At 41.2% G+C, this 26,681-nt stretch carries 22 protein-coding genes and 2 tRNA genes; 11 read left to right on the forward strand and 13 right to left on the reverse strand.

Translation table 11 applies throughout. The features are described from left to right. Nucleotides 1-28: 28 nt before the first annotated feature. The 3 genes from B9T38_RS07750 to B9T38_RS07760 form a co-directional block, all read right to left on the reverse strand. Complete coding sequence (locus tag B9T38_RS07750) at nucleotides 29-3,094, reverse strand: efflux RND transporter permease subunit (RefSeq protein WP_086196250.1); 3,066 nt, start codon at nucleotides 3,092-3,094, stop codon at nucleotides 29-31. Then, a complete protein-coding gene (locus B9T38_RS07755; protein WP_086196251.1) occupies nucleotides 3,091-4,215 on the reverse strand; it encodes an efflux RND transporter periplasmic adaptor subunit in 1,125 nt (374 codons plus the stop codon). Before B9T38_RS07755 ends, B9T38_RS07750 begins: the two co-directional genes overlap by 4 nt. Before the next feature lie 79 nt (nucleotides 4,216-4,294). Then, nucleotides 4,295-4,915 (reverse strand): TetR/AcrR family transcriptional regulator, encoded by a 621-nt coding sequence (locus B9T38_RS07760; RefSeq protein WP_086196252.1) that lies wholly within the window; start codon nucleotides 4,913-4,915, stop codon nucleotides 4,295-4,297. Nucleotides 4,916-5,043: 128 nt separating this feature from the next. Here B9T38_RS07760 and B9T38_RS07765 point away from each other — a divergent pair, with 128 nt between their 5' ends. Next, nucleotides 5,044-6,480 carry an efflux transporter outer membrane subunit gene (locus B9T38_RS07765; RefSeq protein WP_086196253.1) on the forward strand — a complete coding sequence of 479 codons (1,437 nt, stop codon included), beginning with the start codon at nucleotides 5,044-5,046 and terminating at the stop codon, nucleotides 6,478-6,480. 308 nt (nucleotides 6,481-6,788) lie between these two features. Here the strand turns inward: B9T38_RS07765 and B9T38_RS07770 are convergent. Then, nucleotides 6,789-6,878 (reverse strand) — tRNA-Ser (locus B9T38_RS07770). Nucleotides 6,879-6,968: 90 nt separating this feature from the next. Continuing rightward, nucleotides 6,969-7,463, reverse strand: a complete 495-nt coding sequence (greB, locus tag B9T38_RS07775) for a transcription elongation factor GreB (RefSeq protein WP_086196254.1) — start codon at nucleotides 7,461-7,463, stop codon at nucleotides 6,969-6,971. A 363-nt stretch (nucleotides 7,464-7,826) separates the two neighbouring features. Between greB and B9T38_RS07780 the strand changes: the two genes are divergently transcribed. Then, nucleotides 7,827-8,936, forward strand: coding sequence for an MltF family protein (locus B9T38_RS07780; protein ID WP_086196255.1), 1,110 nt, complete (start codon nucleotides 7,827-7,829; stop codon nucleotides 8,934-8,936). 95 nt (nucleotides 8,937-9,031) lie between these two features. On the opposite strand, the gene B9T38_RS07785 is transcribed toward B9T38_RS07780, so the two are convergent. Continuing rightward, nucleotides 9,032-9,415 (reverse strand): SCP2 sterol-binding domain-containing protein, encoded by a 384-nt coding sequence (locus B9T38_RS07785; protein ID WP_086196256.1) that lies wholly within the window; start codon nucleotides 9,413-9,415, stop codon nucleotides 9,032-9,034. A 225-nt stretch (nucleotides 9,416-9,640) separates the two neighbouring features. Beyond that, nucleotides 9,641-10,561 (reverse strand): tRNA 2-thiocytidine(32) synthetase TtcA, encoded by a 921-nt coding sequence (gene ttcA, locus B9T38_RS07790; protein ID WP_086196257.1) that lies wholly within the window; start codon nucleotides 10,559-10,561, stop codon nucleotides 9,641-9,643. A 499-nt stretch (nucleotides 10,562-11,060) separates the two neighbouring features. Between ttcA and B9T38_RS07795 the strand changes: the two genes are divergently transcribed. Both B9T38_RS07795 and htpX read left to right on the forward strand, forming a co-directional pair. After that, nucleotides 11,061-11,927 carry a lytic transglycosylase domain-containing protein gene (locus B9T38_RS07795; protein ID WP_086196258.1) on the forward strand — a complete coding sequence of 289 codons (867 nt, stop codon included), beginning with the start codon at nucleotides 11,061-11,063 and terminating at the stop codon, nucleotides 11,925-11,927. 135 nt (nucleotides 11,928-12,062) lie between these two features. Continuing rightward, nucleotides 12,063-12,968, forward strand: coding sequence for a protease HtpX (gene htpX / locus B9T38_RS07800; RefSeq protein ID WP_086196259.1), 906 nt, complete (start codon nucleotides 12,063-12,065; stop codon nucleotides 12,966-12,968). Nucleotides 12,969-13,135: 167 nt separating this feature from the next. Here htpX and B9T38_RS07805 read toward each other — a convergent pair whose 3' ends face one another. Both B9T38_RS07805 and B9T38_RS07810 read right to left on the reverse strand, forming a co-directional pair. Beyond that, the gene (locus B9T38_RS07805) at nucleotides 13,136-13,717 is read right to left on the reverse strand and encodes a DUF4112 domain-containing protein (RefSeq protein ID WP_086196260.1); all 582 of its coding nucleotides are present in this window, start codon (nucleotides 13,715-13,717) and stop codon (nucleotides 13,136-13,138) included. Nucleotides 13,718-13,958: 241 nt separating this feature from the next. Next, a complete protein-coding gene (locus B9T38_RS07810) occupies nucleotides 13,959-17,054 on the reverse strand; it encodes a multidrug efflux RND transporter permease subunit (RefSeq protein WP_086196261.1) in 3,096 nt (1,031 codons plus the stop codon). A gap of 314 nt (nucleotides 17,055-17,368) precedes the next feature. Here B9T38_RS07810 and B9T38_RS07815 point away from each other — a divergent pair, with 314 nt between their 5' ends. Further along, nucleotides 17,369-17,743: a diacylglycerol kinase gene (locus B9T38_RS07815; protein ID WP_086196285.1), complete on the forward strand. Its 375-nt coding sequence runs from the start codon at nucleotides 17,369-17,371 to the stop codon at nucleotides 17,741-17,743. 136 nt (nucleotides 17,744-17,879) lie between these two features. On the opposite strand, the gene B9T38_RS07820 is transcribed toward B9T38_RS07815, so the two are convergent. Beyond that, nucleotides 17,880-19,484 carry an isocitrate lyase gene (locus B9T38_RS07820; protein WP_086196262.1) on the reverse strand — a complete coding sequence of 535 codons (1,605 nt, stop codon included), beginning with the start codon at nucleotides 19,482-19,484 and terminating at the stop codon, nucleotides 17,880-17,882. Between the two features lie 654 nt (nucleotides 19,485-20,138). Here B9T38_RS07820 and B9T38_RS07825 point away from each other — a divergent pair. The 3 genes from B9T38_RS07825 (at nucleotide 20,139) to B9T38_RS07835 (ending at nucleotide 22,905) form a co-directional block, all read left to right on the forward strand. After that, nucleotides 20,139-21,128 (forward strand): LysR family transcriptional regulator, encoded by a 990-nt coding sequence (locus B9T38_RS07825; protein WP_086196263.1) that lies wholly within the window; start codon nucleotides 20,139-20,141, stop codon nucleotides 21,126-21,128. 127 nt (nucleotides 21,129-21,255) lie between these two features. Then, nucleotides 21,256-22,581 (forward strand): polyamine export protein PaeA, encoded by a 1,326-nt coding sequence (paeA, locus tag B9T38_RS07830; protein ID WP_086196264.1) that lies wholly within the window; start codon nucleotides 21,256-21,258, stop codon nucleotides 22,579-22,581. A 45-nt stretch (nucleotides 22,582-22,626) separates the two neighbouring features. Next, nucleotides 22,627-22,905, forward strand: a complete 279-nt coding sequence (locus B9T38_RS07835; protein WP_086196265.1) for a hypothetical protein — start codon at nucleotides 22,627-22,629, stop codon at nucleotides 22,903-22,905. A 34-nt stretch (nucleotides 22,906-22,939) separates the two neighbouring features. Here B9T38_RS07835 and B9T38_RS07840 read toward each other — a convergent pair whose 3' ends face one another. Next, nucleotides 22,940-23,446 carry a hypothetical protein gene (locus B9T38_RS07840; protein ID WP_086196266.1) on the reverse strand — a complete coding sequence of 169 codons (507 nt, stop codon included), beginning with the start codon at nucleotides 23,444-23,446 and terminating at the stop codon, nucleotides 22,940-22,942. A 299-nt stretch (nucleotides 23,447-23,745) separates the two neighbouring features. Here B9T38_RS07840 and B9T38_RS07845 point away from each other — a divergent pair, with 299 nt between their 5' ends. The 3 genes from B9T38_RS07845 to B9T38_RS07855 all read left to right on the forward strand — a co-directional run bounded on the left by B9T38_RS07845 (nucleotide 23,746) and on the right by B9T38_RS07855 (nucleotide 25,200). Continuing rightward, a complete protein-coding gene (locus B9T38_RS07845) occupies nucleotides 23,746-24,477 on the forward strand; it encodes a hypothetical protein (protein ID WP_086196267.1) in 732 nt (243 codons plus the stop codon). Between the two features lie 139 nt (nucleotides 24,478-24,616). Next, nucleotides 24,617-24,702 (forward strand) — tRNA-Leu (locus B9T38_RS07850). A gap of 105 nt (nucleotides 24,703-24,807) precedes the next feature. Next, nucleotides 24,808-25,200 carry a hypothetical protein gene (locus B9T38_RS07855; RefSeq protein WP_086196268.1) on the forward strand — a complete coding sequence of 131 codons (393 nt, stop codon included), beginning with the start codon at nucleotides 24,808-24,810 and terminating at the stop codon, nucleotides 25,198-25,200. Nucleotides 25,201-25,229: 29 nt separating this feature from the next. On the opposite strand, the gene B9T38_RS07860 is transcribed toward B9T38_RS07855, so the two are convergent. Continuing rightward, nucleotides 25,230-25,544: a DUF5713 family protein gene (locus B9T38_RS07860; protein ID WP_086196269.1), complete on the reverse strand. Its 315-nt coding sequence runs from the start codon at nucleotides 25,542-25,544 to the stop codon at nucleotides 25,230-25,232. A gap of 194 nt (nucleotides 25,545-25,738) precedes the next feature. Then, nucleotides 25,739-26,596: a dihydropteroate synthase gene (folP, locus tag B9T38_RS07865; protein ID WP_086196270.1), complete on the reverse strand. Its 858-nt coding sequence runs from the start codon at nucleotides 26,594-26,596 to the stop codon at nucleotides 25,739-25,741. Nucleotides 26,597-26,681: the final 85 nt, after the last annotated feature.

Genomic DNA, 26,681 nt, shown 5'->3' on the forward strand with positions numbered 1-26,681 from the left:
TAACTTTTTAATTTTGAAAATTTGATCATTAAACTACTGGTTTAGCCCCGATCTTGAACCAGATCGAATACATTGCTGGTAGAAAAACCAAAGTCAGAATGGTTCCTGCAAGCGTTCCACCAATGAGTGTGTAAGCAAGCGTTCCCCAAAACACTGAGTGAGTCAGAGGAATGAAAGCTAAAATGGCTGCTAAAGCTGTCAAAATTACAGGTCTGGCACGTTGTACTGTGGCCTCCACCACGGCATTTAACGGATCTAGCCCCGCTTGTTTGTTTTGCTGAATTTGTCCAATTAAGATGAGCGTGTTACGCATCAAGATTCCGGACAATGCAATCAACCCGACTAATGCATTAATACCAAAGGGCTGCTGAAATAACAGAAGCGTTGGTACCACGCCTATTAATCCCAACGGGCTGGTTAAAAACACCATAATCATTGCAGCAATAGACCTCACTTGAAGAATGATAATGAGTAGTGTCATTGCCAACATGATTGGAAAAATAGGAAGCATGGCTTTAGTGGCTTTACCTGACTCTTCAATAGAACCAGCCTCTACAATCTGATACCCCTTTGGTAGGTCTTTAATGACTGGTTGAAGCTGTTTGGTAATTGCGGTAGATACATCGGGTGGTTGTAATCCCTCAACAATATCTCCACGAATAGTCATTGTTGGCACCCGATCTCGACGACGAATGACAGGTTCTTCCATGCGAACTTCAATTTTGCCAATTTGTGCTAAAGGAATACGTTGTCCATTTGCGCCAGTCAGTGTGAAATCACCAATTTTGGCAGGGTCTAGTCTTATATCGCCTGCTGAACGAGCAATCACCTGTACGGTACGAATATCTTCGCGTACAGATGTAATTGGAATACCGGTTAACAAAAACTGTAATTGCTGTGCGACTGAACTTGATGTTAAGCCCACTGCTTGTAGACGGTCTTGTTCCAATGTGAAATGCAAGGCTGGCACACGAGTTCCCCAGTCCGTATTTACAGTTCGCATCATTTGGCTAGCATTCATAACTTGCTGAACCTGAGCTGCAATCACACGTAATTTTTCTGAATCAGGGCCTGAAACTCGGTAAGCTACTGGATATGGCGAATAGGGTCCAAACACAAGTTGTGTTACACGTAGCTGCGCTTCAGGAACCAGCCCATTTGAAATAGCTTGTCTTAAGCGGTGTTTTAAAGCTTCACGTTCTTCTTGATTGTCAGTTCGTACCACAATCTTGGCAAAGGATGGATCTGGTAATTCAGGCCCCATCGCAAAATAAAAACGAGGGGCACCTTGACCAATATACGATGTCACAATCTTTGCTTCATGTTGCTTAGATAACCAAGCCTCAACTTTGGCTGTCGCAGCACTTGTTTGTGTAATCGATGTTCCATAAGGCATCTGTACTTCAACAAGCACTTCAGGTCGGTCAGAGATTGGAAAAAATTGTTTTTTCACCAATGCCATTCCGCCTACGGCTAAAACAAATAGCCCGATAACACTGCCGGCAACAAGCCATTTACGTGCAATCACACGTTCAAGAATTTGACGGAAACGGTTATATCGTGGTGTGTCATAAATTGCAGTATGACCGCCTTCAACTTTCTTAAAGTTGGGTAACATTTTCACACCTAAATAAGGTGTAAAAACTACAGCAACAATCCATGATGCAATAAGTGCAATACCAACAATCCAAAACATATTGCTGGTATATTCACCCGCTGTAGAGCGGGCAAAACCATTTGGCATAAACCCAACAGCGGTGACTAATGTTCCAGAAAGCATCGGTGCCGCTGTGTGGCTCCATGCATAAGCGGAAGCTGCTATACGATTAAAGCCCTCTTCCATTTTTACGACCATCATTTCAATCGCAATAATGGCATCATCAACTAATAGTCCCAAAGCAAGAATAAGCGAGCCCAGTGTAATCCGGTCAAAGTTTTTACCCGTTGCCAACATCACTACAAAAACAATAGCTAATGTGAGTGGCACGGCCATAGCAACCACCACGCCAACGCGCCACCCCATGCTAATAAAGCTTACAAACATGACCACAAGCAATGCTGCAAAGAACTTAATCATGAACTCATCTACCGATGAGCTAATATTAACTGCTTGATCAGTCACTTTGCTTAAACTGATGCCCAGAGGTAAATCTTGATTAATTGAACCAACTTCTTTCTCTAATGATTTACCAAGATCTAATCCATTCCATCCTTCGCGCATCACCACGCCCAACAGTAAGGTTGGTTCCCCACCATTACGAATCATGAATGTTGCAGGATCTTCAGTACCACGTTTAACAGTCGCAATATCTGACAATTTCAAGGTGCGACCTTGAGCTGTTATCGGGGTGTCACGAATTTTTTGTAACTTGTCAAAAGCACCATCTAATCTGACAAAAACTTGAGGACCTTTGGTTTCAATGGAACCCGCGGGAGTAAGCACATTCTGATTATTCAGTGCAGCAAATACATCTTGCGGATTTATGCCTAGGGTTGCCAAACGCTCATGTGAAAACTCAATATAGATACGTTCAGATTGCTCACCAATAATATTGACTTTCTTTACGCCCGGCACATGAAGTAGCTGCTGTCGAATTGTTTCTGCATCACGCACTAATAATCTATGTGCTTCATTTTTTGCCTTCAAAGCAAATAAAGCAAAAGTTACATCCGCATATTCATCATTAACAAATGGTCCAATTACACCAGCAGGTAAGTTACTCATTTCATCATTTACTTTCTTTCTTGCTTGATAGAATTCCTCCTGAACCAGTGATGGAGACGTACTATCAAGTAAGGTTAGCGTTGTAAAAGCCAGCCCTGGTCTGGTATAGGTTTCTGTTCTATCGTACCAACGTAGCTCTTGCATCCGTTTTTCGATTTTTTCAGCAACTTGATCTTGCATCTCTTGAGCAGTTGCCCCTGGCCAAGCCGTCACAATGGTCATCACCTTCACTGTAAAAGCTGGGTCTTCAGCTCGGCCAAGCTTTAAAAAAGCAACGATGCCTGCAATTGAAATCAAAAAAATCAAAAATAGCGTGATACCGCGTTCACGCACAGCAAGGGCCGATAAGTTAAAACCTTTCTCACTCATGAGTGGTCCCCTTCATTTTCAACTGAAGGATGACTTGCTTGTGATGTAATACGTACCAATTCACCCTCTCGAAGCAAATGCGCACCTAGAGCAACAATTTTATCCCCACTTTGAATATTGCCAGTGACATACGCATATTCATCATCAAGCTGTTTAACAACAACAGGACGCCATGTTACTTTCTGAGTTTTTCCATTAATGACCCAGACTCCAGCTCCCTTGCCCTTATCAAGTAAGGAACCGACTGGCACTTGTAAAAAATGTTGTGAACTCTGATTTTGATTAGCAATACGTACAGTAACCGTTGAACCTAAAGGGGTATTTGCTAAATCGCCGTCTAAGACGAAACGTGCCTCAAAAGTACGCGTGAGTTGATCTGCTGTATTTGATAACTGTCTAAGTTTAGCTGGGACACTTATATTTTCTTTACCAAAGAGTGTAGCTTGACCAATAGCGCCTATGGCAGGACGTAATGTCTCTGGAAGCTGAATGATTGCTTCTCTTTGACCAGAATGAGCTAAGCGAATGACTGTTTGACCCGCACTGACAACCTGACCTGGTTCGACCAGTGTTTCCATAATCGTACCATCACCATCCGCAATTAAATCGGCATAATGACTCGCGTTTAATGCAACCCTAGCTTGAGCTTGAGTCGAACTGAGCTGCGCTCTCGCCGTATCCGCTGCTGCTTTAATCTGATCATAGGCAGAAGCAGAAATAGCCCCGCTTCCTCGTAAATCCTGATATCGGGCTTCATCTTTCTCTGCTTGTTCTGCACGGGCTCTGGCTGCACCCACAGCTTCTTGTTGGGCTTTGGCAGCAAGTTCTAAATCGACCGGATCAATACGCATCAGTAACTGACCGCGCTTTACTGTCTGGCCTGCTTCAACAAACCGTTTGATGACTTTACCAGAGACACGAAAACCCAGATCACTTTCTACCCGTGCCCCTATCGTGCCTGTGAATGCTCTTGAATCAGAAGTGATTTCGTCTTGTACAGTTGCAACTCGTACTAACGGCGCCGAAGTACGGGGGTCAGATTGCGTATTTTCAGCACAACCGAGCAAGAAAAAAGGAAATATACATATTGCTGTAAACGGAATAAGGCGACGATAAAGCATATTTGAGCCCCCCTTAAGAAATTAATCAGGAGACTCATTTTTAATCAAGTGACCAATTTAGTCAATAGTCACAAATCTATTATGGCGATAAACTTCTCAGTACAAGGCTAGAAAGCAAGGTTGGAGCATCAGTGTTATATGAAATACTATGTTGTAAAAGTAGTGGGTGCAGATAAGGTCTCATGACTAAATAAATAGCCTTAACTGCTTCATCAATTGGAGTTTTTCTTTCAAAATCACCTGTTTGTCGTCCTTCTTGAATAATTTTTTGTAGTACTTTAAGAATTCGATTTTCATAAGCGACCGTAGCATCCCATTTCTCAGACGCGGCTGAAGCGGCAATTTCATAAAGCTTACGCTCTTGAGAAAATAAACGAAGGCTTGCTTCAACAATTACTTTAAATAACACTCTTAATTTTTCAGCTGGATATTCAGCTTTTTGAATGGCAGTATTAACTTCATCTTCAATTTCACGTAAACAATTGGCACATATCATTTCGCCAACCGCTTGTTTAGATTCAAAAAATTTATAAATATAAGCTTTAGAAAAACCTATAGTTTTTGCAAGATCAGAAACTGTAGTTTTCTCATAACCATAGCGGCTGAAATGTTCTGTAGCAGCAACCACAATCTGATTCCTTACCTCATGATCTTCCGGTCCTCGCTTTGAAACAGGATAACTACTTTTTTCTTTACTCATATTTTTCAATTTAAACCTTTATCTGAAAGTTGCAGTTTAACTCTTGCGAAATGATATTGACAACAAGTGACTAAATTGTATTATAGTCACAATTAACTCATTGCTCAAAATCTCGTCTCGGGGGAAATATGTTATCTAGATCTATCGTTCTCCTACCAATCATCGTAAGTACTCTTACTGCATGTACCGTAGGCCCTAATTATAAACGCCCTCATATATCGCTACCCGAGCAATACCTTGGCACTCCCTTGAACTCATCAAATGACAATAGCAAAGCAGATATTGCCGTATGGTGGCAAAGTTTTAATGATCCTCAACTGACTCGATATGTCACATTAGCGTTAAAACAAAATCTTGATCTAACTCAAGCATATACTCGAGTGACTCAAGCTCAGGCTGGATTGTCGGCAGCTAATGCCTCTTTACAACCAATAGGTACTGTTGGTGCACAAGCAGCTAAAGTTTACCAATCTGTTGAAACACCGTTGGGGCAAGTTTTAAATTCAATGCCAGATTTTGACCGACATGGTCGTTCTTATGACGCAAATTTAAGTGCAACTTGGGAGTTAGATATTTTTGGAGGCCTTCGCAGAGATCGTGAAGCTGCTCTTGCAAATTATCAGTCGTCAAACGCAGGAGCCTCAGCCGTCCGTTTAATGGTCGCAGCTCAAACTGCCAATATCTATATTAATATTCGCGGCTTACAATCTCGACTAGATATTGCCCATCAACAATTACAAACTCAACAACAACTTCTTTCAACCATTAATCTTTTATACAGCAAAGGATTAGCTTCCGAATTTCAGGTCAAACAAGCTAAAGCGAATGTTGCTCAAGTTGAAGCTGTTGTTCCTGTTCTTGGAATGAATCTAGACATTGCGATGAATGCCCTCGACGTCATGCTTGGAACCGTACCGGGAACTCACCGAGCAGAACTAGCTGAAGTAAAACCAATTCCGGTTATCCCTCACATTGCCGAAACAGGAACACCTCGTGATCTTTTACGTAGACGACCGGATCTCATCATGGCTGAAAGACAATTGGCAGCTTCAAATGCACGCATTGGCAGTGCGATTTCAGAATATTACCCAAAGGTGTCTTTAGGCGGTTTGGTAGGTAGTGCAACTACAGCAAGTGGAAACTTATTTTCAAGTGGTGCAAATCAGGCTGCGGGCTTATTAGGTTTGCGCTGGCGCTTATTTGATTTTGGTCGAATCAATGCAGAAATTCGCTTAGCTAAAGGGCAAGAAGCTGAAATGCTTGCAGCCTATCAATTAGCCGTCTTACATGCAGCAGAAGATGTAGAAAATTCTTTAATAACCCTGTCCAAACAACAAGAGCAGTTAATCGCTCTTCAAGATGGAGAAAATGCATTAAAGCATGCACAGAAAATTGCTCTAATTGCCTATAAAAAAGGGATTAACAGTCGAATAGAAGTATTACAAGCAGATTCAAATGCTTTGCAATTTTCAGATAGAAAGCTTCAAGCACAAACTGATTCAGCCCTTGCCGCTGTAGCAGTTTACAAATCTCTGGGTGGCGGCTGGCAACCTCAAAAATTTTAAGACAACCCTATTGCAATTGTAGGCACATAATTCACAAAACGAGAATCTGTTATGCGAGAACAATCCGTACGCCAGTCTTTAAGTACACACGATTTAAATCATGCCATCTTAAACGCCCCAATTCCCCTTGTAGTGGCATTATAAATATAGTTTGCTTTAGACAGCATTTTTTAAACTGCATTCCTTTATCTTCCGAATACAACTTAATGAAGCCAATTCAATCCAAATTTTAATGTGGGGGTAGGTTGAGGGGTAAAACTACAGATAAAAAATAAGCCCTTGTAAAAACAAGGGCTTATTTAGATATTTGGCGGAAGCGGTGAGATTCGAACTCACGGAGGACTCACACCCTCGTCGGTTTTCAAGACCGGTGCATTAAACCGCTCTGCCACGCTTCCAATGGCGGCTATAATATAAATAAAATCCCATCTTGGCAAATACTTTTCTATATTTTTCTTACCAACCGCTTAAAATAAAAACAAAATTTGTTAATCTGCTGAATTTTCAGGCTTTTCATAACGAATTTCATTCACATACCAGAGTTTTTCACCCGATGGCGTCAGCACCTTTACTTCATCATCTACCTGCTTGCCCAGTAAAGCCCGTGCCATGGGTGAATCAATGGAAATATGCTGTGGATGATGATCATAAATTTCATCTACACCAACGATGCGCAAGGTTTTTTGCTCACCGTCCTCGTTTTCAATATCCACCCAAGCACCAAAATATACTTTGCCCTCTTGCTCAGGTGAAAAATCAATAATTTTGAGCTCTTCTAAACGCTTGCCCAAGTAACGGACACGACGGTCAATCTTGCGCAAAATTTGCTTGTTGTATAAAAAATCAGCATTTTCCGATCGATCCCCAAGACTCGCTGCCCAGTTCACTTTCCGGGTAATTTCTGGTCGCTCTTCGTGCCACAAGTATTGTAATTCTGCGACTAATTTGTCATGTCCAGCACGTGTAATTAAGTTAGATTTCATGATGATTTTTGAAGTTTTGCTTACAATTTCTTTACAAGAATGAGCTATTCTATCCCGTATTTACACACAACTAAAGTTTATAAAATTAATTCTTCAATAAAATTAATTTGTTATGCCACATTTTTCTAAAAATTTTCGTACAAAATTTGACAAGTATATTTTTCAGCCTTATTATGCGCCCATGTTTTTAGTTTGCTTAATTTTTAATCTATGTAGAAATTCTACATGATTCTCCTTTTAATCCTATGTCATTTTGAATGACGTCATGACTGCCCAACCCTTATTGAATTTATCAAACTTGTAAAAGTCTGAGGCCTGTTTGCCTTTGCTTTTAGGGCATAAATTACTTGTAGCGGAGACAACATGCACAGTAGTTCAACTTCTGGGGCGAGGCTTTGCCTTAAACCTTTAACTTCTTCTCTCTCGTTAAAAATTCTTGCATTTAGCACAGTGTTATTTCCATTTCATAGTATCAATGCAAGTAAGTCATTCCAGTACGATGCTGTGGTCAGCGGTAAACAGCTCACCGTGGTTTCAGTTGAAAACCCAACCACAGTATTTAAAGATGGCTCGCACCAGCATGGTTTTGGTTATGACCTGGCACGTAACTATGCCAACAGCTTGAATGTCAAGTTGGTGTTTAAAACCGTACCTGATAATGCCACAGCACTGAAATGGGTTTCACAAGGTAAAGCCAACTTTGCCATGACCACTGCAAATATCAGTGAAATTGAACAAAAGCGTTTAACCTCTTTTTCAGCAACCTGTGGTGATATAAACAGCCTGCAACAGAATGGTCTAAATACCAGCCTGAACTGGGTCTTTAAACATGCAAATGATCCACTTGCCCAAACTGCAAGTGGCTTTGTCTGTCAGAGCAAACAGTCTGGTGCAATTCGCCAATTGGCATCGTTCTATAATCAGAATGTGGTACAAGAACATTCATGGGATAGTATCCAACGTGACTTAAATCAGCGCATGCCGATTTATAAAGCCAGCTTTAAAAATACCGCAACAAAATATGATTTAGATTGGCATTTGCTGGCAGCAATTGGTTATCAGGAATCGTATTTAAAACCGAATTCCGTTTCCCCTACAGGTGTTCGCGGATTGATGATGCTGACCAATAGCACTGCCAAAGCCATGGGGGTCAGTAATCGAACCGATCCGGTACAAAGTATTGAAGGCGGTGCGAAATATTACGACCAGATGTTAAGTCGATTTTCAGATGTCCCTTTGCCTGACCGTAACTGGTATGCGCTGGTTGCCTATAATATGGGACCGGGGGCAGTCGAGCAGATTCAAAACCGCATTCAGGCTCAAGATAAAAATCCGAACAACTGGGTTAACTTGTATAGTTATTTAGAGCGTAACAAGGCCAGCAATGGTCGTTACCGTCAAGCGGTACAATATGTAACCCGTATTCGTGCCTATCTAGAACATATTAAAACTTCAGAGTTAGTAAATATTTAATATCTTTTAATATCTTCCAGATAAAAAAGCTTACCCCAGGGTAAGCTTTTTTGTGCTTAAAATAAGTTAAGCGATAGTTCTGAAGCAAAAAGCCCTTAAACTGTTTGCTCAAGCACTTTTTTGAATAAATCTTTTTGCTCTTGGCTTGGCTTGGCTGTTTGTAAAGCCATCAATTGTGACATATCGCCTTGAACTTTGATTTTACCAGTCATGAAGGCTTGCATTGCAGCAGCCATATCAAATTCAAGGAACACTTTACGCAGAGTTTCCCCATCCATGTTCAACGTGGTTTTCGCATTTGAAGATAGACCTTTTTTGATTGCACCACCATCAAGAGACAATTCTGTATTGCCTTGAGCATCAGACACCACCAGGTTGATGGCTAAATTTGCAAGTGCAGGTGGCAAGTTTAAATCACCAGCTTGCGCAGTTAATGTTTCTACAGTTGAAAACCAATCATCAGTTAAAAAGGCAGGCATGATCTTTCCTCAATTTATTTGTGCATTTGTGTCGCCTATCCAGACAACATCTTTGTGAAGCTATTTTGCTTGAAGCTTGTTATAGCATGTAAAATTGTTTTCTGCTTAACGTTTTTTGTACGATGCGTTCAATTTTTAAGTTTTTAATACATTTATTAAATAAATCAGATATATAAAGTTATATAAATTAGACACCAATGCTAAAATTGGTGTCTAAAAATGCGCTTAGTCCGCAACAAAACCTAAATTAACCATATTGATCCGTTTGCTTTGCCCTTCTTCTTCAGTTGAACAGCTGCCAGTGAAATCAATTTCACGTTGTGCATCCAAAGCTTCAAAGTCAAACAGTTCACGGTCGGCCAGTTGTGAAGGCGATACATTTTGCATGGCACCAAAAATACTGTGTAAACGTTTTGGATACTGCTTATCCCATTCACGCAGCATGTCGTTAATCATGGCGCGCTGTAAATTTTCCTGTGAACCGCACAAGTTACATGGAATAATCGGGAACTGGCGCATTTCTGCATATTTGATGATGTCTTTTTCTTCCACATAAGCCAGTGGACGAATCAGGATATTTTTCTTGTCAGATGACAACAGTTTCGGAGGCATAGCTTTTAAGCTGCCACCATGAAACAGGTTCAGGAAGAACGTAGCCATAATGTCATCACGGTGATGACCTAAAGCCACTTTGGTCGCGCCAATTTCCTGCGCAAAGCCATACAATGAACCACGACGTAGACGTGAACACACTGCACAATAGGTTTTACCTTCAGGCGTCAGTTTTTTGGTAATACTATAAGTGTCTTTTTCCAGAATATAATAAGGAATTTTATTTTCCTCTAAATAACGCGGCAAGACATCTTCAGGGAAACCCGGCTGCTTTTGATCCAGGTTGACTGCAACCACATCAAAGTTGATCGGTGCAATGCGTTTAAATTGCAACAAAATATCCAGCAAGGTATAACTGTCTTTACCCCCAGAAATACAGACCATTACCTTGTCGCCATCTTCGATCATTTTAAAATCACGAATGGCATGACCGACTTGACGGCGAAGCTTTTTCAACAAACGGTAATATGCCGAACTAGTGGGCAGTTCTGGTTTGAAATTAAATCCTTGTTCGGACTCAACTGGCGAGTACATAGACGAGATTTACCCATAAATAAAAATACCGCGCAATTTTATCCGATTCAGTCTGAACACGCACCAAAAGAATGTAATTTCTGCAAATTGTTTATTACTACCCTTTTCATCTAAAACTCTCACGTTTATTTTGACCTAATGAGTTCAGTTTTTAGCCACAATGCTTGCCATTTGTACTTTTCCACAGTTGTCCACAAAACCTGTGGATAACTTTGTGGATTTTAAAACACTTGACAAGGTGTCAGACCTGTTATTTAAGGCTTCTATTTAAATTGATCATTTTTTGATCAATTTAAATATTATTTAAAATCAATTGTTTATATGTGTCAAGTTATCCTGGTTAAAAAAAAATTAATATTTTTTTTGATTACTATCTCAACAAACGGTACTTGATTTTTACAAACTATTGGTAAAATTAATGGAGTAATACTTTCCATCTTGTTTTTTTTTGTTAAACTCCACTTGTACTGTTTGGAACACATGTTTTCTATTTATAAAAATGAAAAATAACTTTGTAAAAATTGGACTTTATTTTTTGGGGTGTGTAGCAGTTCAATCTGTTGCAACGACCAGTCATGCCGGCCAGACCATTTATCAATTAAAAGATTCGAATGGTACGACCTTGCTCACCAATAAGAAAAATCGTTACAACCATCTTAAAGTCGAGAAAAAAACGTATTATCCAGACAGCAATATCCATAGTTATAGTAACTGGGGTTCATCCGAAGCTTCGGTACTGCCGAGTTATAGCCGCAATAAAAATGCTTTCGATTCCATTATTAAACAGGCCGCGTCTCAACATGGCATATCTGAAGGTCTGATTAAAGCTGTCATGCATACTGAATCAGGCTTTAATGTCAATGCGCGCTCACCTGTCGGTGCCAAGGGCCTGATGCAGCTTATGCCTGCGACGGCAAGACGTTTTAATGTTTCAAATGCCTTTGATCCCTATCAAAATATTATGGGTGGAGCAAAATATTTATCCTGGTTAATGAAACGCTTTAACGGCAATACCTCACTGGTTCTGGCCAGTTACAATGCAGGTGAAGGCAATGTCGCCAAATACGGCGGCATTCCCCCTTTCAGAGAAACCCAGGACTATGTCAGACGTGTGAGCAGCCGTTTCAGCAACTTATATGCCAATGGCTTGGGTCATAGTTCGAACTCAACAAAATCTGCTTCCGATGGCGGCAAAATTGTTGCCCAGTCCGACAATGATAAATCCGCTTCATCACATGCAGCCCGTCATTATAGTTCACAGCGTCAAATTATCATGGCATCCGATGGCAGTTTCACCGATGCCCCCGGCTCCTATGCCACGGCACATGCGACAGCTTCCGCAAGAATTTCAATTGTTGACAATTAAATTGTTTTAGAAACTGTGCCATTATCGAGTTTTCTTAATTTTTCCTTGAATTTTTAAGACTTACACCTCATATTTAGAAAGATGATTTTTGATTTATAAATCAGATTATTTTTTTATTATAAGAGGATTTTCTCAATGATGCGGATTGGTTTGTTCTTGCTAACCAACCTCGCGGTACTGGTAGTAGCTGGCATTATCTTGTCACTCTTCGGTGTCGGTAGTTACCATGGCGCGGGTGGCTTAAATCTAGGCAACCTACTAGTGATCTGTTTTGTCTTTGGTATGGTTGGCTCTCTCATTTCGTTATTTATGTCGAAATGGATGGCAAAAAAATCTACCGGGACAGAGTTAATTGACCCCAATGCGCCTCGTAACCAGGCTGAAGCATGGTTATTACAAGAAATTGCGCAATTATCGCAACGTGCCGGCATTAACATGCCAGAAGTGGGTATTTTCCCATCTTATCAGTCGAATGCTTTCGCTACAGGCTGGAATAAAAACGATGCATTGGTTGCCGTTTCAACAGGCTTGCTCGAACGCATGAATAAAGATGAACTTCGTGCGGTGCTTGCGCACGAAATTGGTCACGTTGCCAATGGTGATATGGTCACGCTTGCCTTGATTCAAGGTGTAGTCAACGCCTTTGTCATGTTCTTTGCACGTGTGGTCGGTGACTTTATTGACCGCAATGTATTTGGTCGCGAAGATGGTGAAGCACCGGGACTGGCTTACTTCGCTATTACCATGGTACTGGATATCGTGTTTGGTATTCTGGCCTCAGCGATTGTCATGTGGTTCTCGCGTCACCGTGAATACCGTGCCGATGAAGCGGGTGCACGTTTAGCCGGTAAACAGGCGATGATTTCTGCCTTACTGCGTTTACAGGCAGAATCAGAATTGCCAGATCAAATGCCGAAAGAAATGAAAGCGTTCTCTATTGCAGAAGGCAAAGAACAAGGTTTCAGCTTGGCTGCATTGTTCCAGACCCACCCTAGTATTGAACAACGTGTGGCTGCATTACAACAGTTAAATTGCCCATAATCTGTTTAGACTGAATCTGTTTAGATAGACGGGATATAAAAAGCCTCCATGATGGAGGCTTTTTTGTGGCTAGATCCGCTAATAGACGGTCATTGAAATCAATGATTCACACCACTCATACACACGATATCGAGAGTAAAATCATCGATTGATTGATGTTGCATGACTTAAATATCCAGTGTTTGCCACCATTGCCATAACCAACTCAATCCCAACCACATGGCCATAATTAATAAAATGATAAAAACAACGCCTAGTAAATCAGGAAGATGCAGCCAGATCCAGGCCACAACAGGGTTACGCCAAAATACAGAAGACTGCTGCTTCTGTTCCAGACGTTCATGCAAAAAGGGATGGGTGACATGTGACTCACTACGAATCTGATATTCCTCACGAATATGATCATGCACAATGGCTAAAGCTTTGCGACTAGGACGAATAAAAACGTCAAAAATCGTTCCAGCAACGGGAATAAAACCGACCACGGCATCCATCATGGCCAACCTCAGCACTGGAGTCAGTTTACTTTGCGGTACGCCAATTTGCTTGGCTTTATAGATGGCATAACAGGTCAATGCAAATCCGGCAACATCGCCAGCCACAGGAATGGTACTTAAGGCAGCATCTGCCCCGACACCTTGTTTGGTGAATGGAATCCGTACCACCGAATCCATCATATTGGCGAACTTGGCCAAATCCCGTTCCAAACGTATGACTTCTTGCTGGCTGAGTTTTGCTTGTTCAGACATTGCCTGTCCCAGAGAATTGATCAAACTAATGGCTTGAGATTACAGTATATCTACGCGGCTTGAAGTGTAATGATGTAATGAAGCTAGGTGAGTGAAGCACAATAGCCCCTCCATCATATGCGGGATGGGCTAAAGAGATGAATAAGGTATATCAACTGCGATTCCCCCTAGACCATCTACCGAACCACTCAATAGCCCCTCTTTTGCTACAAGTCTATTGAATGGTTGAATTAAATTCAGCTTATACCTGAGTTCTGGTTTTCAACAGCGTACGAATCAGCACATACATAAAGGGAATAAAAATCAGCACCAAAACGGTGGCAAAAATTACCCCACCCACCACACTCACCCCAATTTCCTGACGGCTGGCAGCCCCTGCACCAAAGGCAAATACCAGCGGAATTACCCCTGCACCAAAGGCCAGAGAAGTCATCAGAATCGGGCGTAAACGCAGACTGGCCCCTTCCAGTGCAGCCTCAATCACACTGTGACCTTGCTGCTCGGCAAGTGAAGCAAACTCGACAATTAAAATGGCATTTTTACAGGACAAACCCATTGTGGTGAGCAAGGCAATCTGGAAATAAATGTCGTTTGGAAAACCGGCAAAATAACTGAACAGGATATTGCCGCCAATCCCCAAAGGAATGGCAGTTAATACTGCCGTAGGAATAGACCAGCTTTCGTACAGTGCCGCCAGACACAGGAAAATAAAGCCAATCGACAATATATACAGCAATATAGCCTGATTACTCGAACGTTTTTCTTCATAGGACAAACCGCTCCACGCCACATCGATACCCGGGTGCTGTGCAACTAGCTGTTCAACATCACGCATTGCCACGCCCGAGCTGACATCTTTGGCGGTATCTGCTTCCATTTGCAATGCAGTGTAGCCCATATAACGGTTCACCACATCTGGTCCGCCACTCCAGCTAACCGTGGCAAAATTGCTAAAAGACACCATCTGGTTCAAGTCATTGCGCACATACCAATATTGCAGGTCTTCAGGTTTAGAACGGAATTCGGCATCGCCCTGCATCATCACCCGTTTAATCCGGCCGCGATCAATAAAATCATTGATATAGCTGCCACCCCATGCACTCGCCAAGGTACTGTTAATGGCCGATTGTGACAGACCATTCGCCATCGCCAGTTTCTGGTCAATATTCACCTTCAACCCGGCTTTATCCGGGTTTGAGCGTTTGTCTAAATTTTCGAAGCTGGAATATTGTTTTGCCTGTTGCTGTAGCTGCTTGAACTGACTATCCAGATAGGCACGACCTTGACCATTGATATCACGAATCCAGAAATCCAACCCGTCAGTCTGGCCTAAACCACTGACCGAAGCCGGCATCGTCACATTAATCTGTGCATTCGGATTCTTTTTAAAATGCTTTAAGGCGCGTTCCCGAATGGCTTGAGCCGAATTTTCTTTGCCAGAACGCTCATCCCAGGGCTTTAAGGCAATAAAACCCTGACCTAAGTTTTGTCCCGTTCCCGCCATATTACGACCATAACGTACCATCACCAGATTTACGTTCTGTTTTTCATTTTGCAGAAAATATTGTCTAATCTGCTCACCAATTTCAGAACTTTTCGACATCGGTGCGCCATCTACCAGCTTAAACTGCACATTGAGAATGCCCTGATCTTCACTGGGAATAAAACTGGTCGGCAAGGCGCGATAAAACAAGGCAAAAACACTGATCAGTGCAGCAAACAGCAGCAAACAAATGGCTTTATATTGCAGGGTTAAGGTAGATAATTGAAGATAGAGCCGTTTTAAGCCATCCAGCTTTTGGTTAAACCAGAGCGCCCACTGGGCAGGCTGTGGATTAGGCTTTAAAATCAGGGCACATAAAGCTGGAGTTAAAATCAGGGCCACAACCAGAGATAAAGCCATAGCGACAACTAAAGTAATGGAAAACTGGCGGTAAATTACCCCGGTTGAACCACCAAAAAAGGCCATCGGAATAAACACCGCTGTCAATACCAGCGTGATCCCCACCAATGCCCCACTAATTTCCTGCATGGATTCAAGCGATGCCGCTTGAGCCGTCAGGTTTTTCTCATGCATCAGCCGCTCAATATTTTCCACCACCACAATGGCATCATCGACCAGCAGCCCAATCGCCAAAACCAAGGCAAACAGGGTTAATGTATTGATACTCAAGCCAAGCACATACAATATCGCCATCGTGCCCAGCAGGACCACCGGTACGGTAATTGCCGGAATCAGCGTCGCGCGCCAGTTTTGCAGGAACAGGAACATCACCACAATCACCAGCAACACGGCCTCCACTAGGGTTTTCACCACTTCCTTAATAGATTCTTTGACAAATGGCGTATTATCACGCGGATAAACCAGCTTATAGCCTTCAGGAAGCTGCTTCGAAATCTGATCCACTTCAGCCTGAATCAATGCTGAAGTCGCCAGGGAATTGGCACCAGAAGCCAGCGAAATGCCCATCCCGGCAGAAGGAAAGCCGTTGATGGTATTCATGGATTGATAATTTTCTGCCCCCAGTTCAATTCGGGCGACATCTTTTAAATAGATAAAACTGCCATCACGCGCAGATTTGACAATGATATTTTCAAATTCCGGCACCGTTTTTAAACGTGAACCAGAAGTGACTTTGGCATTTAAATACTGGTCTGCTACTGTCGGCAAATCACCCACCGCCCCTGCTGCAACCTGGGTATTTTGCGCTTCAATAGCGGCGCGGATATCACTCGGCATTAAATTGTATTGTTTTAATTTTAACGGGTTTAGCCAGATGCGCATGGCATATTGCGAACCAAAGACATCAACCTCCCCCACACCATCTATACGTGCCAGATCTTCTTCCAGGTGGGTCTGCATGTAGTCGGATAAGGCAATGCTGTCACTTTTTCCCAAAGCATCATATAAGCCAATGACCATGTGCGTGTCACCCAGTGACTTGAATACATTCACTCCCTGACGTTGCACTTCATCCGGTAAACGGTTCAGCACGCCATTAATGGCATTTTGTACCTGGACTTGTGCAGTATCGGGATCAGTGCCATTTTCAAAACTGATGTTAATGCGGCTGCGTCCGGATGAATCACTGCTGGAACTAAAATACAGCAGATGATCAATGCCTTTAATTTGCTGTTCCAGCACCTGAGTGACACTTTCTTCCACCGTTTCTGCTGAAGCACCATTGTAGCTAGCACTGACGCTAATCCGTGGCGGGGCGATGTCAGGAAAGCGCTCTACCGGTAAATTCAACGTTGCAAAAACCCCAAAAGCCATCAAGATAATGGCTAAAACACCTGCAAAAATCGGTCGATGAATAAAAAATCTAGACAGCATATATCCTGGTCACTTAAGTGCTAAGGGATAAAAAATTCAACTCGATCATTGAATAACTAAAATGATTGATCTGATCTTGATCATCAATGACAAAACTATAAAAGCCAATCATATTTAACAGAAAAATAAGACTTTGCCTTAAATAAGGAGAAAATGTGAAGGAATTTTCTTTATTAAATTACCACGGCTTTTAAAGCAAGCTTAGGACATATTTTTTACTATTGCATTTCAATATTTTAATTAAGTTAATGTAATTAATTTTTGCTTAAGCAAAATCGAATAGGATGGTGCAAATTATTGAATATTTAAGTGCAATGAACTCTTATTCCCCCTTTAAAGGCAAAACCGGTGTTAAGCGTGTATTGAATGCAACCCAGTATTCTCTTGCTGGTTTTAAATCTGCATTTATCCATGAAGCAGCTTTTCGTCAAATCGTCCTGATCAATGTCGTACTCATTCCGAGCAGTTTTTTTCTTGATGTGACCGCGGTTGAACAGGCGCTCATGGTTGCTGTCTGCTTACTGGCTTTGATTGTGGAATTATTGAATTCAGCGATTGAAGCAGTGGTCGATCGTATTTCCCTAGACAAACATCCACTTTCAAAAAATGCCAAAGACATGGGCAGTGCTGCACAGTTTGTAGCCCTTGGCATCATCTTCTTTGTCTGGCTGATTATTTTAATCAAGTAATCATTTTACGGCTTTCATCTTTATCAATTTTCAAAAAGCACCTTTTATCAGGTGCTTTTTTTATATCTCAATCTAAACTTTCTTTAAGACATAAAAAAACCCGGCTTGCGCCGGGTTTTTTGAATCAGTTCAGTGCTTAGTGAGCAGAGAATTGGTTCATAGTGTTTTTAGAGTCATCACCAGCTTTAAGGGCATTGTCACCAGCGAAGATTTCTTTGTGGTCGTCACCGATGTCAGAACCCGCCATTGCTTGGTGTTTCACACAAGCGATGGTACCGCGGATTTCTTTACGTTGTACGCCAGCAACATAAGCCAACATACCTTCAGAACCGAAGTAACCTTGAGCAAGCTCGTGAGTAGAAAGAGCAGCTGTGTGGTAAGTCGGAAGTGTGATCAAGTGGTGGAACACACCTGCTTCACGAGAAGCATCTGCCTGGAATGTACGAACTTTTTCGTCAGCTTCAGCAGCCAATTCAGTAGCATCGTACTCAGCGCTCATTAATTTAGCACGGTCGTAAGCAGAAACGTCTTTACCTTCAGCAACCCAACGGTCGTAAGCTTGTTGACGGAAGTTTAAAGTCCAGTTGAACGATGGTGAGTTGTTATAAACAAGTTTCGCATTTGGAACAACTTCTTTAACACGGTTCACCATGTGAGCGATTTCGTCAACGTTTGGAGTTGCAGTTTCGATCCAAAGCAGGTCAGCACCGTTTTGTAGGCTAGTTACACAGTCAAGTACAACGCGGTCGATTTGAGTGCCTTCGCGGAACTGGTACAAACCAGATGCTAAACGTTTAGGACGGTGAAGTTTACCATCACGTTTGATCAGGATTTCGTCTTCTTGCGCTTCTGAAATGTCAATTTCAGTTGTGTCTAAGTAGCTGATGTATTGAGAAGCTATGTCGCCTGGCTCTTTAACCACTGGGATTTTTTGAGTCAAGTCAGCGCCTTCAGAGTCAGTACGTGCAACGATGATACCGTCGTCAAGACCCATTTCTAAGAATGCATAGCGAAGTGCGTGGATTTTCGCGATGAAGTCTTCGTGTGGAACTGTTACTTTACCAGCTTGGTGACCACATTGTTTAGCATCAGAAACCTGGTTTTCGATTTGTAGTGCACAAGCACCCGCTTCGATCATTTTCTTAGCAAGTAAGTAAGTCGCTTCTTCGTTACCGAAACCAGCATCGATGTCCGCAATAATTGGCACAACGTGAGTTTGGAAACCGTCGATTTGAGCAGTGATTTCAGCAGCTTTAGCAGTGTCACCAGCGTCTTGTGCTTTTTTAAGTGCACGGAACAAATCGTTTAATTCTTTTGCGTCAGCTTGACGTAAGAATGTATAGATTTCTTCGATCAATGCAGGAACAGAAGTTTTTTCGTGCATAGATTGGTCAGGAAGTGGACCGAATTCTGAACGAAGAGCTGCAACCATCCAGCCAGAAAGGTAGATATAACGGCGTTCAGTCGTACCGAAGTATTTTTTGTTCGCAATCATTTTTTGTTGTGCGATGAAACCGTGCCAGCAACCTAATGATTGAGTATATTTGCTAGAGTCAGCATCATAAGCAGCCATATCACGACGCATAATCGCAGCTGTATATTTAGCAATGTCTAAACCAGTTTTGAAACGGTTTTGCATTTGCATACGTGCAGCGTCTTCAGCACTGATGTCTGCCCAAGTGTTGCCGAATTTCGCTTTTAATTCGCGGATTGCATCAATCGCTGTTTGGTATGTAGTCATGATATTTTCCTGTAATAATATTAGGATTTCATCAAGCGAAGGCTAAAATCACACTCATATTATTTGTTCAGATTTAGAGCGCTTCGTTAAGATGAACACAGATTAGATTGAGTTAAAAAATTAATCCAATATTCTCGATTAATTCCCAGTATTTATTTAAAAAATATGTAGATCAAAGTCTTATTATATTTATGTTTCAAAATTTTAAATTATTGTTTTAATTAACTTTATCTTAATTACTCAAAATCATTTTTTGCTTACAAAGTGTTCGCAATGCCGCTTTTTTCTTCATTAGACTTAAGTCGTGCTTTGAAAGGAAAAAGCTTGACCAGCTACTTTTTTAGTCATTTATGTAAATTTTTAATCAAAATCATCAAAATATGACTGTATTTTATTTCTTCTATTTTCTCTTTATAGCTCACTCAATAAAGGCCTTTATCTGCTATTAAAATCCCCGAATTTTTCTCTCTGATTCATTTAACTTTACTTCAATAAGCATGGCGTTTACCCTCGTTAATTCATTCATTAATTCATTTTATCTATATAAAATTCCACGATTATCGCGTCTCTTTTTTCATCAATATTCCTACACAAGCCTTGTCGCTTATGGCATAATCGAAATAATTTCATGAGCTTATTTTCGGTATTTCTTGTATGAATCTGGAGCGGGTCGATCTCAATCTATTAATATATCTTGATGTACTGCTTCGCGAAAAAAATGTCACGCGTGCTGCAGAACAATTGGGTGTAACCCAACCTGCCATGAGTAACATTTTGCGTCGTTTACGCAATTTATTTAATGATCCGCTGTTAATTCGTTCTTCTGAAGGAATGACCCCCACAGAACGTGCTTTGGAATTACAGCCGCGTATCCGTGATGCCTTGTCTGATCTTTCAATGATTCTGGAACCGCGTACCGAGTTCCGTCCTTATACATCGAATCGTGTTTTCCGCATTATGACCTCGGACTATGCGGAAGCGACTTTAGTACCACGTTTGGTTAAAGCCTTACGCTCCGAAGCACCCAATGTGGTACTGGACTTTTTAACCCCCAGTGACGTGTCCTACCGTGACATGGAACAAGGTAAAGTCGATCTGGCGATTAACCGTTTCAATGAAATTCCGCAAAGTTTCCACCAGGTCCTGGTCTGGCGAGACAGTTTTTCCTGTTTGCTCAATAGTAAGCATCCTGCCGCAGGAAATTTAAACCTTAAAAGTTATTTAGATGCACAGCATATCTGGGTCTCTAAAACAGGTATGGGTGTTGGCTTTGGCGTGAACCCGGAAAAACAGGCGGGTCTAGGCTGGATTGATCAGGCTCTGGAACGTATTGGTCAAAAGCGTAAAATTTCGGTCTTTACCCGTCACTATCAAATGCCCGGGTTATTGGCTGCCAATGTTGACCTCGTTGCGACTTTGCCAACACGCATTGCACGTTTACAGGCTAAAAACCAGAACCTGCTAATGAAAGACCCACCCTTCTATATTCCCGAGTTTGAATTGAAGATGGCATGGTGTCCGTTATTGCATCATCACCCGGCACATCGCTGGCTACGCCAGCTCATTCTGTATGTTGCACGCCAAATGATCGAAGAAGAAAATCGTGAATTTTTAATGAATAATTCGCAATTTTCACATTATTAAGCGCAATTTTTCTTAAATTCTTCTTTTTTAAGCTTATACTGTATTTAGTCAGGTAGTTATTTCATTACTACCTGACCTTCTTTTATGTTAAAAATATTCATAATAATGATGATCCACAGGTGGATTTGTGAGCCTCTTTCAAAATATCGTCATCATCATCATCCTCATTGCGGGTGCGGGATTCTTATCGCTCACCGAAATTGCCCTGGCGGGTGCACGTAAAGTTAAACTAAAAATACTGGCTGAATCAGGGGATGAACGTGCTCAGCAAGTGTTGGATTTACAGGAAAATTCAGCAGACTTTTTTGCAGCTTCACAAATCGGTTTAAATGCTGTTGCTATTCTTGGCGGTATTTTAGGTGAAGGTGCTTTCCGTCCTTATTTTCTCGAGCTAGTTTCACGTTTCTATACGGGTGCGTGGGCTGAAACGATCGGTTTTGCCTTGTCTTTTACTTTAGTCACGTCATTATTCATTCTGTTTGCAGACTTGATGCCAAAACGTCTGGCCATGATTGCACCGGAAAAAATTGCTGTGTCTGTGATCAACCCGATTCAAATTTTTATTAGCGTATGTCGTCCACTGGCCTGGTTCATCAATGCCATTGCCAATCTGTTATTTCGCCTGTTCAAGGTCAATACCACCCGTGAAGACAACATCACCTTTGATGATATTTCTGCTGTCATGGATGCAGGTGCGCAGGCAGGCGTATTACAGAAACAGGAACATCACTTTATTGAAAACGTGTTTGAGCTTGAAGAACGTAATGTTCCTTCGAGTATGACAACTCGTGAAAATGTCATCTATTTCACCTTGAAAGAATCTGAAGCCAGTATCCGGCAAAAACTGGCTGAATATCCGTATTCCAAGTTTTTAGTGTGTAGTGAAAACATTGATGATGTCATTGGCTATGTCGATGCTAAGGACATTTTGGTACGTATTCTGAATAACCAGTCTTTACTGCAACTCAATGAAAGTACCATTCGTAATGTATTGACCATTCCAGATACTTTGACTTTATCTGAATTACTGGACCGTTTCCGTTCCACCAAAGAAAAGTTTGCTGTGGTAATTAACGAATATGCCTTGGTAGTTGGCGTGATTACCTTGTCTGATATTATGATTACCGTCATGGGTGACTGGGTCACGCCAATTGAAGCAGATCAGCAAATTATCAAACGTGACAACAATTCCTGGCTGATTGATGGCAGCACGCCTATTGAGGACCTGAAACATGCCCTTGAAATTGATGAAATGCCGGATGAAGAAAATTATGAAACGCTTGCCGGTTTCATGATGTACCGTCTACGCAAAATTCCACGCCCTGCCGATACCGTGATCTATGGTAACTATAAATTTGAAGTGGTGGATGTTGACCATTTTAAAATTGATCAACTCCTGGTCACACGACTTCTAAAGGAAGCAGAAAATAATCATCCTGAAGAATCAGAATAATCTGGTTCTTCTTTTTTAAACTTATAATAATAAAAAGGTACGCTGATGAATTTATCTGCGTTGCTGGCCTGTCTCAGTTTTTATTCGGGAATTTATCTGCTCTATTTCTTTTTTGCTCGGCAACAAAATTCAGTTTTGTTACTGATAGGAATGGGTTTACTGCTACTAAGTGTTATTTTAATTCCCTATCCGCATGAACGCAGACGGCGCGGCTTTGACTCTACCTTGACTTGGGGTCAGTATTTTTACTGGCCACTCCTGAGCTGGTGGAGAGTGTTTATTCTTCCGATCAGCTGGCTGCTCTCTCTTATTTACCGGGATTAAAAAGCACCTCATGGATGCTTTTTTAACGAAATACTTAGTACTTGCTGATCAGCTCATCCAGTACCGCCTGATAGTGAATAGTAATGTCATCTTCCAGAATCTTGTAAGCATTGTCGAACTGCACCATTGGCCAACCTTCTTTCCAGAATGGGAAAATATTATGCAAGTCGTGAGTCACAGTCGCATCTTCACGGGTAATGGCCTGTGCAATTTGTGATAAAACCTGTGCTGTTTCGGCACCATCAATAGCTAAGTAATCAATGCCATGCGCTTTTAAAATACGAATACGGTCTTTTTTATAACGAATTTTTTTACTTTGTGCTTCATTTAAATGCAGGGCCAAAGTGACAGCTTCAACAAACTTGCTTTCAAAACTGGCATTTAAAGCAACCAGGGCATTTTTATGTGCCTCTTGACGACCAGCTTTACCCCCATTCCGGATCATCTCATTCGCTTCAGTATTTAGCACATCGCTTTTCATGGACTGTAAAATGTCTAAAATTTCGATATCGCTTAAAGATTCAGGAGATTGATCAGTCATAAACTGTCCTTGGACAAAAATAAGAAAGGGCTATTTTCGCATAATTCCTCACTGAATACAGGAATAAAATTAAGCTCCCGACTCGATTCATCATTTAGCGGTTTAAAACGTGACCCTAAGATTCAGTAAATTGGCACAATACATCTCAGCTATTATGAATATGCTAAAAACTCATGCCTGCATGTGAAATAAATAGAGCTTAGCCTTGAAATAAGGAATCTGTAATTTTCTGATTTTTCTCTGTTAAATGCTTTCAAATCCTTTATATTAGCTCTAATTTTTATGTTTCTTTAATTCTTATGATCAGTAATAAACAAACGGCAATTTTTTTAAATCAATTGCGGGAACAGTACCCAGCAGCATTTAAAAGAAATTATTTGTTTTATAGCATGATCAAAACTAAAGGAATTTTAGATGAACTGAAGGAGCTAATTCCCTGGGTTCTCGCCGCAATGATTTTTATCTCGCTTTCAATGAGTTTGGGTCATTTCATTGCTAGCCAATTTCCGCAATTCAATGCTTTTCGTGCCCAAGGCATTGCTGTGTTAGCCATTATGTTGTTGTTTATGCTTTATACGCCCGTGGTCATCAAACAGATCAAACATAGCTCTACTTCTTTATATCAGCAACTTCGCCATACTCCGGTTAAACTTGCGGTACTCATTGTGCTACAAGCCATCAATATCGCTTATATTGAAAGTACAGTTTTGCAAATTATTCTTTTTTTCTTTGCCTTGAGTTTTGGTTTTGTTCGTTTTTATAAAGAAAATATGTTCCGTGAAGGTACACAAAACGAGCAATATTTTTATCTGCAAGAAACCCGCCGCATTTGTTTTTGGGCCTATAAGCAGGTGTTAAAGATTCAGTTAAAAAGCCTATTCATGAGAAAAAACTCACCTGCCCTTCATAGGCTACAACAACAAGAAAAACAATTTATCGATTTGCATATACAGCTGATTCGTTATGAAAATGAACTGTGCAAAACACACAAGCATATAGATGTCGAAACCTATCTGGATAGCTTGATGTAGATGACATAACCATTTTAAGGGGAAAAGTTTAGTCAAAGCCCTATTTTATAGCGATAAGCACATGAATTGATTGAAAAGAAAGCAAATACACGGAAAGATACTTGCCAAGTTTTATTTCCTCCACTATTATGGCGCACATGCCCGAGTGGTGAAATCGGTAGACACAGGGGATTTAAAATCCCCCGCCCACAAAGCGTGCCAGTTCGAGTCTGGCCTCGGGCACCATTTTAATACTTTTAAAATGGTGCAATAAAAGACCCAGCAATAAGCTGGTTTTTTTATGCCTAAATAATTCAACAATAGTAAACTAATAAAAAAGAAAGAATAAAAATGAAGCGATTTAAAACGTATTTCCTGCTGTATGCCAGCCTGTTGATATGGATGAGCACAAACCTGACTCATGCAGTAGAAGCGATGGAAAAACCGCAAGTCCCCAAGATTTATGATTTATTTTCTGGCACCATTCACGAAGATCAGGGACAACTTATTTTAAATCACTGTACCTTAGCAAAGTATCCCTATCCCCTGCATTTTAATCATAGCGAAGATGAAAAGCGGATTAAAAGCTTACTACGACAAGATCCGTACTTCTGGCTTAATCTCAGAGCAAGAGCCTATAGTGAAAACGAGAGATTTCATTTAATCGTAGATGAGATAGCCGAAATTCATCTTCAGGCCAGTTGCCATCTAAGCGATCTTTTGCCTAGTCCGGCCAAACTTTAAATATACAAAACTAACAAATAGAGAGTGACTTACCACTCTCTATTCGATACCAGTTCTTCCATTTCAATATCCATATAACCGTTATCTTGCACCACCATCATCATAGCTTCAGCAATATAATCGGCTGCCGTATCATCCAAGGAAGAATCCAAATCTTCAAACTGCGGTTTCATCTTATTGATCAAAGCCACTGTTTCAGCAGCAAAATGATAAATTTCAGCTTCAGATAGATCAGGCTTAGCCACCTTCTTTGCAAACTGTTTTATAGTCTGCTTGACTTCAGCCACAAGAATATCGGGATAATATTCATCATCAAACATCGGGAGAAGTAAATCTTCAAACATACAACACTCAAAAAAGACATGCATTAACGCGAGCCTGTATAACACAAAGCAACAAAATTACCAAACGCTACAATAAAAAAGGTGATTTCCCCCATTTTTATTGACATGTCTTTGAAGTAATTAAATATCAGTCAACAATTACACCTTAAACTAAAAAAGCTCGATACCTTATCGAGCTTTTTTATATACCTAGGTTATACACCCAGATTATTCATCGCCTGCCATACTTTAATGCCATCACTCATTGCTTTGACGTCATGTGCTCGTACCATGCAGGCCCCCTGTTGAATACTAAATAAATGAGCAGCAACAGAACCCATCGCACGATTTTGAGCATCCGCCCCACCCAGAGCTTCACCAATAAAGCGCTTCCGGGAAAGTGCCGATAAAATTGGATAACCCATATCATTCAATTTATAAAATTCATTTAACAGCTTCAAATTTTGCTGTGCATTTTTAGCAAAACCAAAGCCCGGATCAATCACAATATTTTCAGGTTTTACCCCAGCCTCTATCGCATCATCTACTCTCTGCTGTAGCTCTTTAATCACATCAGTGGTTACATCATCATACTGGTCTAAATTATTCATGGTGGTAGGTTCGCCACGCATATGCATAATAATTACAGGAATATTCAGCTCAGCAGCAGTTAGCAAGGCATGAGGACGGGTTAATGCACGCACATCATTCCAGATATGCGCCCCTGCTTGCACTGCTGCTTTAATCACTTCGGGTTGTGAAGTATCAATTGAAATAATGACATCATGCTTAGCCAATTCTTCAACTACAGGCACTACACGGCGTATTTCATCATCCACCTCCACCACAGAAGCACCGGGACGGGTTGATTCCCCCCCAACATCAATTATGCTTGCACCATCCTCTATCATCTGCAAGGCATACGCTATGGCTTGGTCTTTGATATTATGCTTTCCGCCATCACTAAAAGAGTCTGGAGTGACATTCAGTATCCCCATCACGTGGGGCTGAGACAAGTCCAACTTCATTTGACCACATTGCAGCATTCGATTAGGTAATGGCATCAATTGCATTATATTTCTCCTTCAAGCAATCCGGCTATTCTAACAACTCTACAATTTTACAGTCTGAAATCTTTTCAGACACAACTACCTTATC

This window comes from Acinetobacter sp. ANC 4218 (genome assembly GCF_002135245.1).
Taxonomy (GTDB): domain Bacteria; phylum Pseudomonadota; class Gammaproteobacteria; order Pseudomonadales; family Moraxellaceae; genus Acinetobacter.

Excerpts from the sequence above, each read along its gene's own strand:
- B9T38_RS07750 (WP_086196250.1), bottom strand. The coding sequence starts at position 3,094 with ATGAGTGAGAAAGGTTTTAACTTATCGGCCCTTGCTGTGCGTGAACGC.
- B9T38_RS07755 (WP_086196251.1), bottom strand. The coding sequence starts at position 4,215 with ATGCTTTATCGTCGCCTTATTCCGTTTACAGCAATATGTATATTTCCT.
- B9T38_RS07760 (WP_086196252.1), bottom strand. The coding sequence starts at position 4,915 with ATGAGTAAAGAAAAAAGTAGTTATCCTGTTTCAAAGCGAGGACCGGAA.
- B9T38_RS07765 (WP_086196253.1), top strand. The coding sequence starts at position 5,044 with ATGTTATCTAGATCTATCGTTCTCCTACCAATCATCGTAAGTACTCTT.
- greB (WP_086196254.1), bottom strand. The coding sequence starts at position 7,463 with ATGAAATCTAACTTAATTACACGTGCTGGACATGACAAATTAGTCGCA.
- B9T38_RS07780 (WP_086196255.1), top strand. The coding sequence starts at position 7,827 with ATGCACAGTAGTTCAACTTCTGGGGCGAGGCTTTGCCTTAAACCTTTA.
- B9T38_RS07785 (WP_086196256.1), bottom strand. The coding sequence starts at position 9,415 with ATGCCTGCCTTTTTAACTGATGATTGGTTTTCAACTGTAGAAACATTA.
- ttcA (WP_086196257.1), bottom strand. The coding sequence starts at position 10,561 with ATGTACTCGCCAGTTGAGTCCGAACAAGGATTTAATTTCAAACCAGAA.
- B9T38_RS07795 (WP_086196258.1), top strand. The coding sequence starts at position 11,061 with ATGAAAAATAACTTTGTAAAAATTGGACTTTATTTTTTGGGGTGTGTA.
- htpX (WP_086196259.1), top strand. The coding sequence starts at position 12,063 with ATGATGCGGATTGGTTTGTTCTTGCTAACCAACCTCGCGGTACTGGTA.
- B9T38_RS07805 (WP_086196260.1), bottom strand. The coding sequence starts at position 13,717 with ATGTCTGAACAAGCAAAACTCAGCCAGCAAGAAGTCATACGTTTGGAA.
- B9T38_RS07810 (WP_086196261.1), bottom strand. The coding sequence starts at position 17,054 with ATGCTGTCTAGATTTTTTATTCATCGACCGATTTTTGCAGGTGTTTTA.
- B9T38_RS07815 (WP_086196285.1), top strand. The coding sequence starts at position 17,369 with ATGAACTCTTATTCCCCCTTTAAAGGCAAAACCGGTGTTAAGCGTGTA.
- B9T38_RS07820 (WP_086196262.1), bottom strand. The coding sequence starts at position 19,484 with ATGACTACATACCAAACAGCGATTGATGCAATCCGCGAATTAAAAGCG.
- B9T38_RS07825 (WP_086196263.1), top strand. The coding sequence starts at position 20,139 with ATGAATCTGGAGCGGGTCGATCTCAATCTATTAATATATCTTGATGTA.
- B9T38_RS07835 (WP_086196265.1), top strand. The coding sequence starts at position 22,627 with ATGAATTTATCTGCGTTGCTGGCCTGTCTCAGTTTTTATTCGGGAATT.
- B9T38_RS07840 (WP_086196266.1), bottom strand. The coding sequence starts at position 23,446 with ATGACTGATCAATCTCCTGAATCTTTAAGCGATATCGAAATTTTAGAC.
- B9T38_RS07845 (WP_086196267.1), top strand. The coding sequence starts at position 23,746 with ATGATCAGTAATAAACAAACGGCAATTTTTTTAAATCAATTGCGGGAA.
- B9T38_RS07855 (WP_086196268.1), top strand. The coding sequence starts at position 24,808 with ATGAAGCGATTTAAAACGTATTTCCTGCTGTATGCCAGCCTGTTGATA.
- B9T38_RS07860 (WP_086196269.1), bottom strand. The coding sequence starts at position 25,544 with ATGTTTGAAGATTTACTTCTCCCGATGTTTGATGATGAATATTATCCC.
- folP (WP_086196270.1), bottom strand. The coding sequence starts at position 26,596 with ATGCAATTGATGCCATTACCTAATCGAATGCTGCAATGTGGTCAAATG.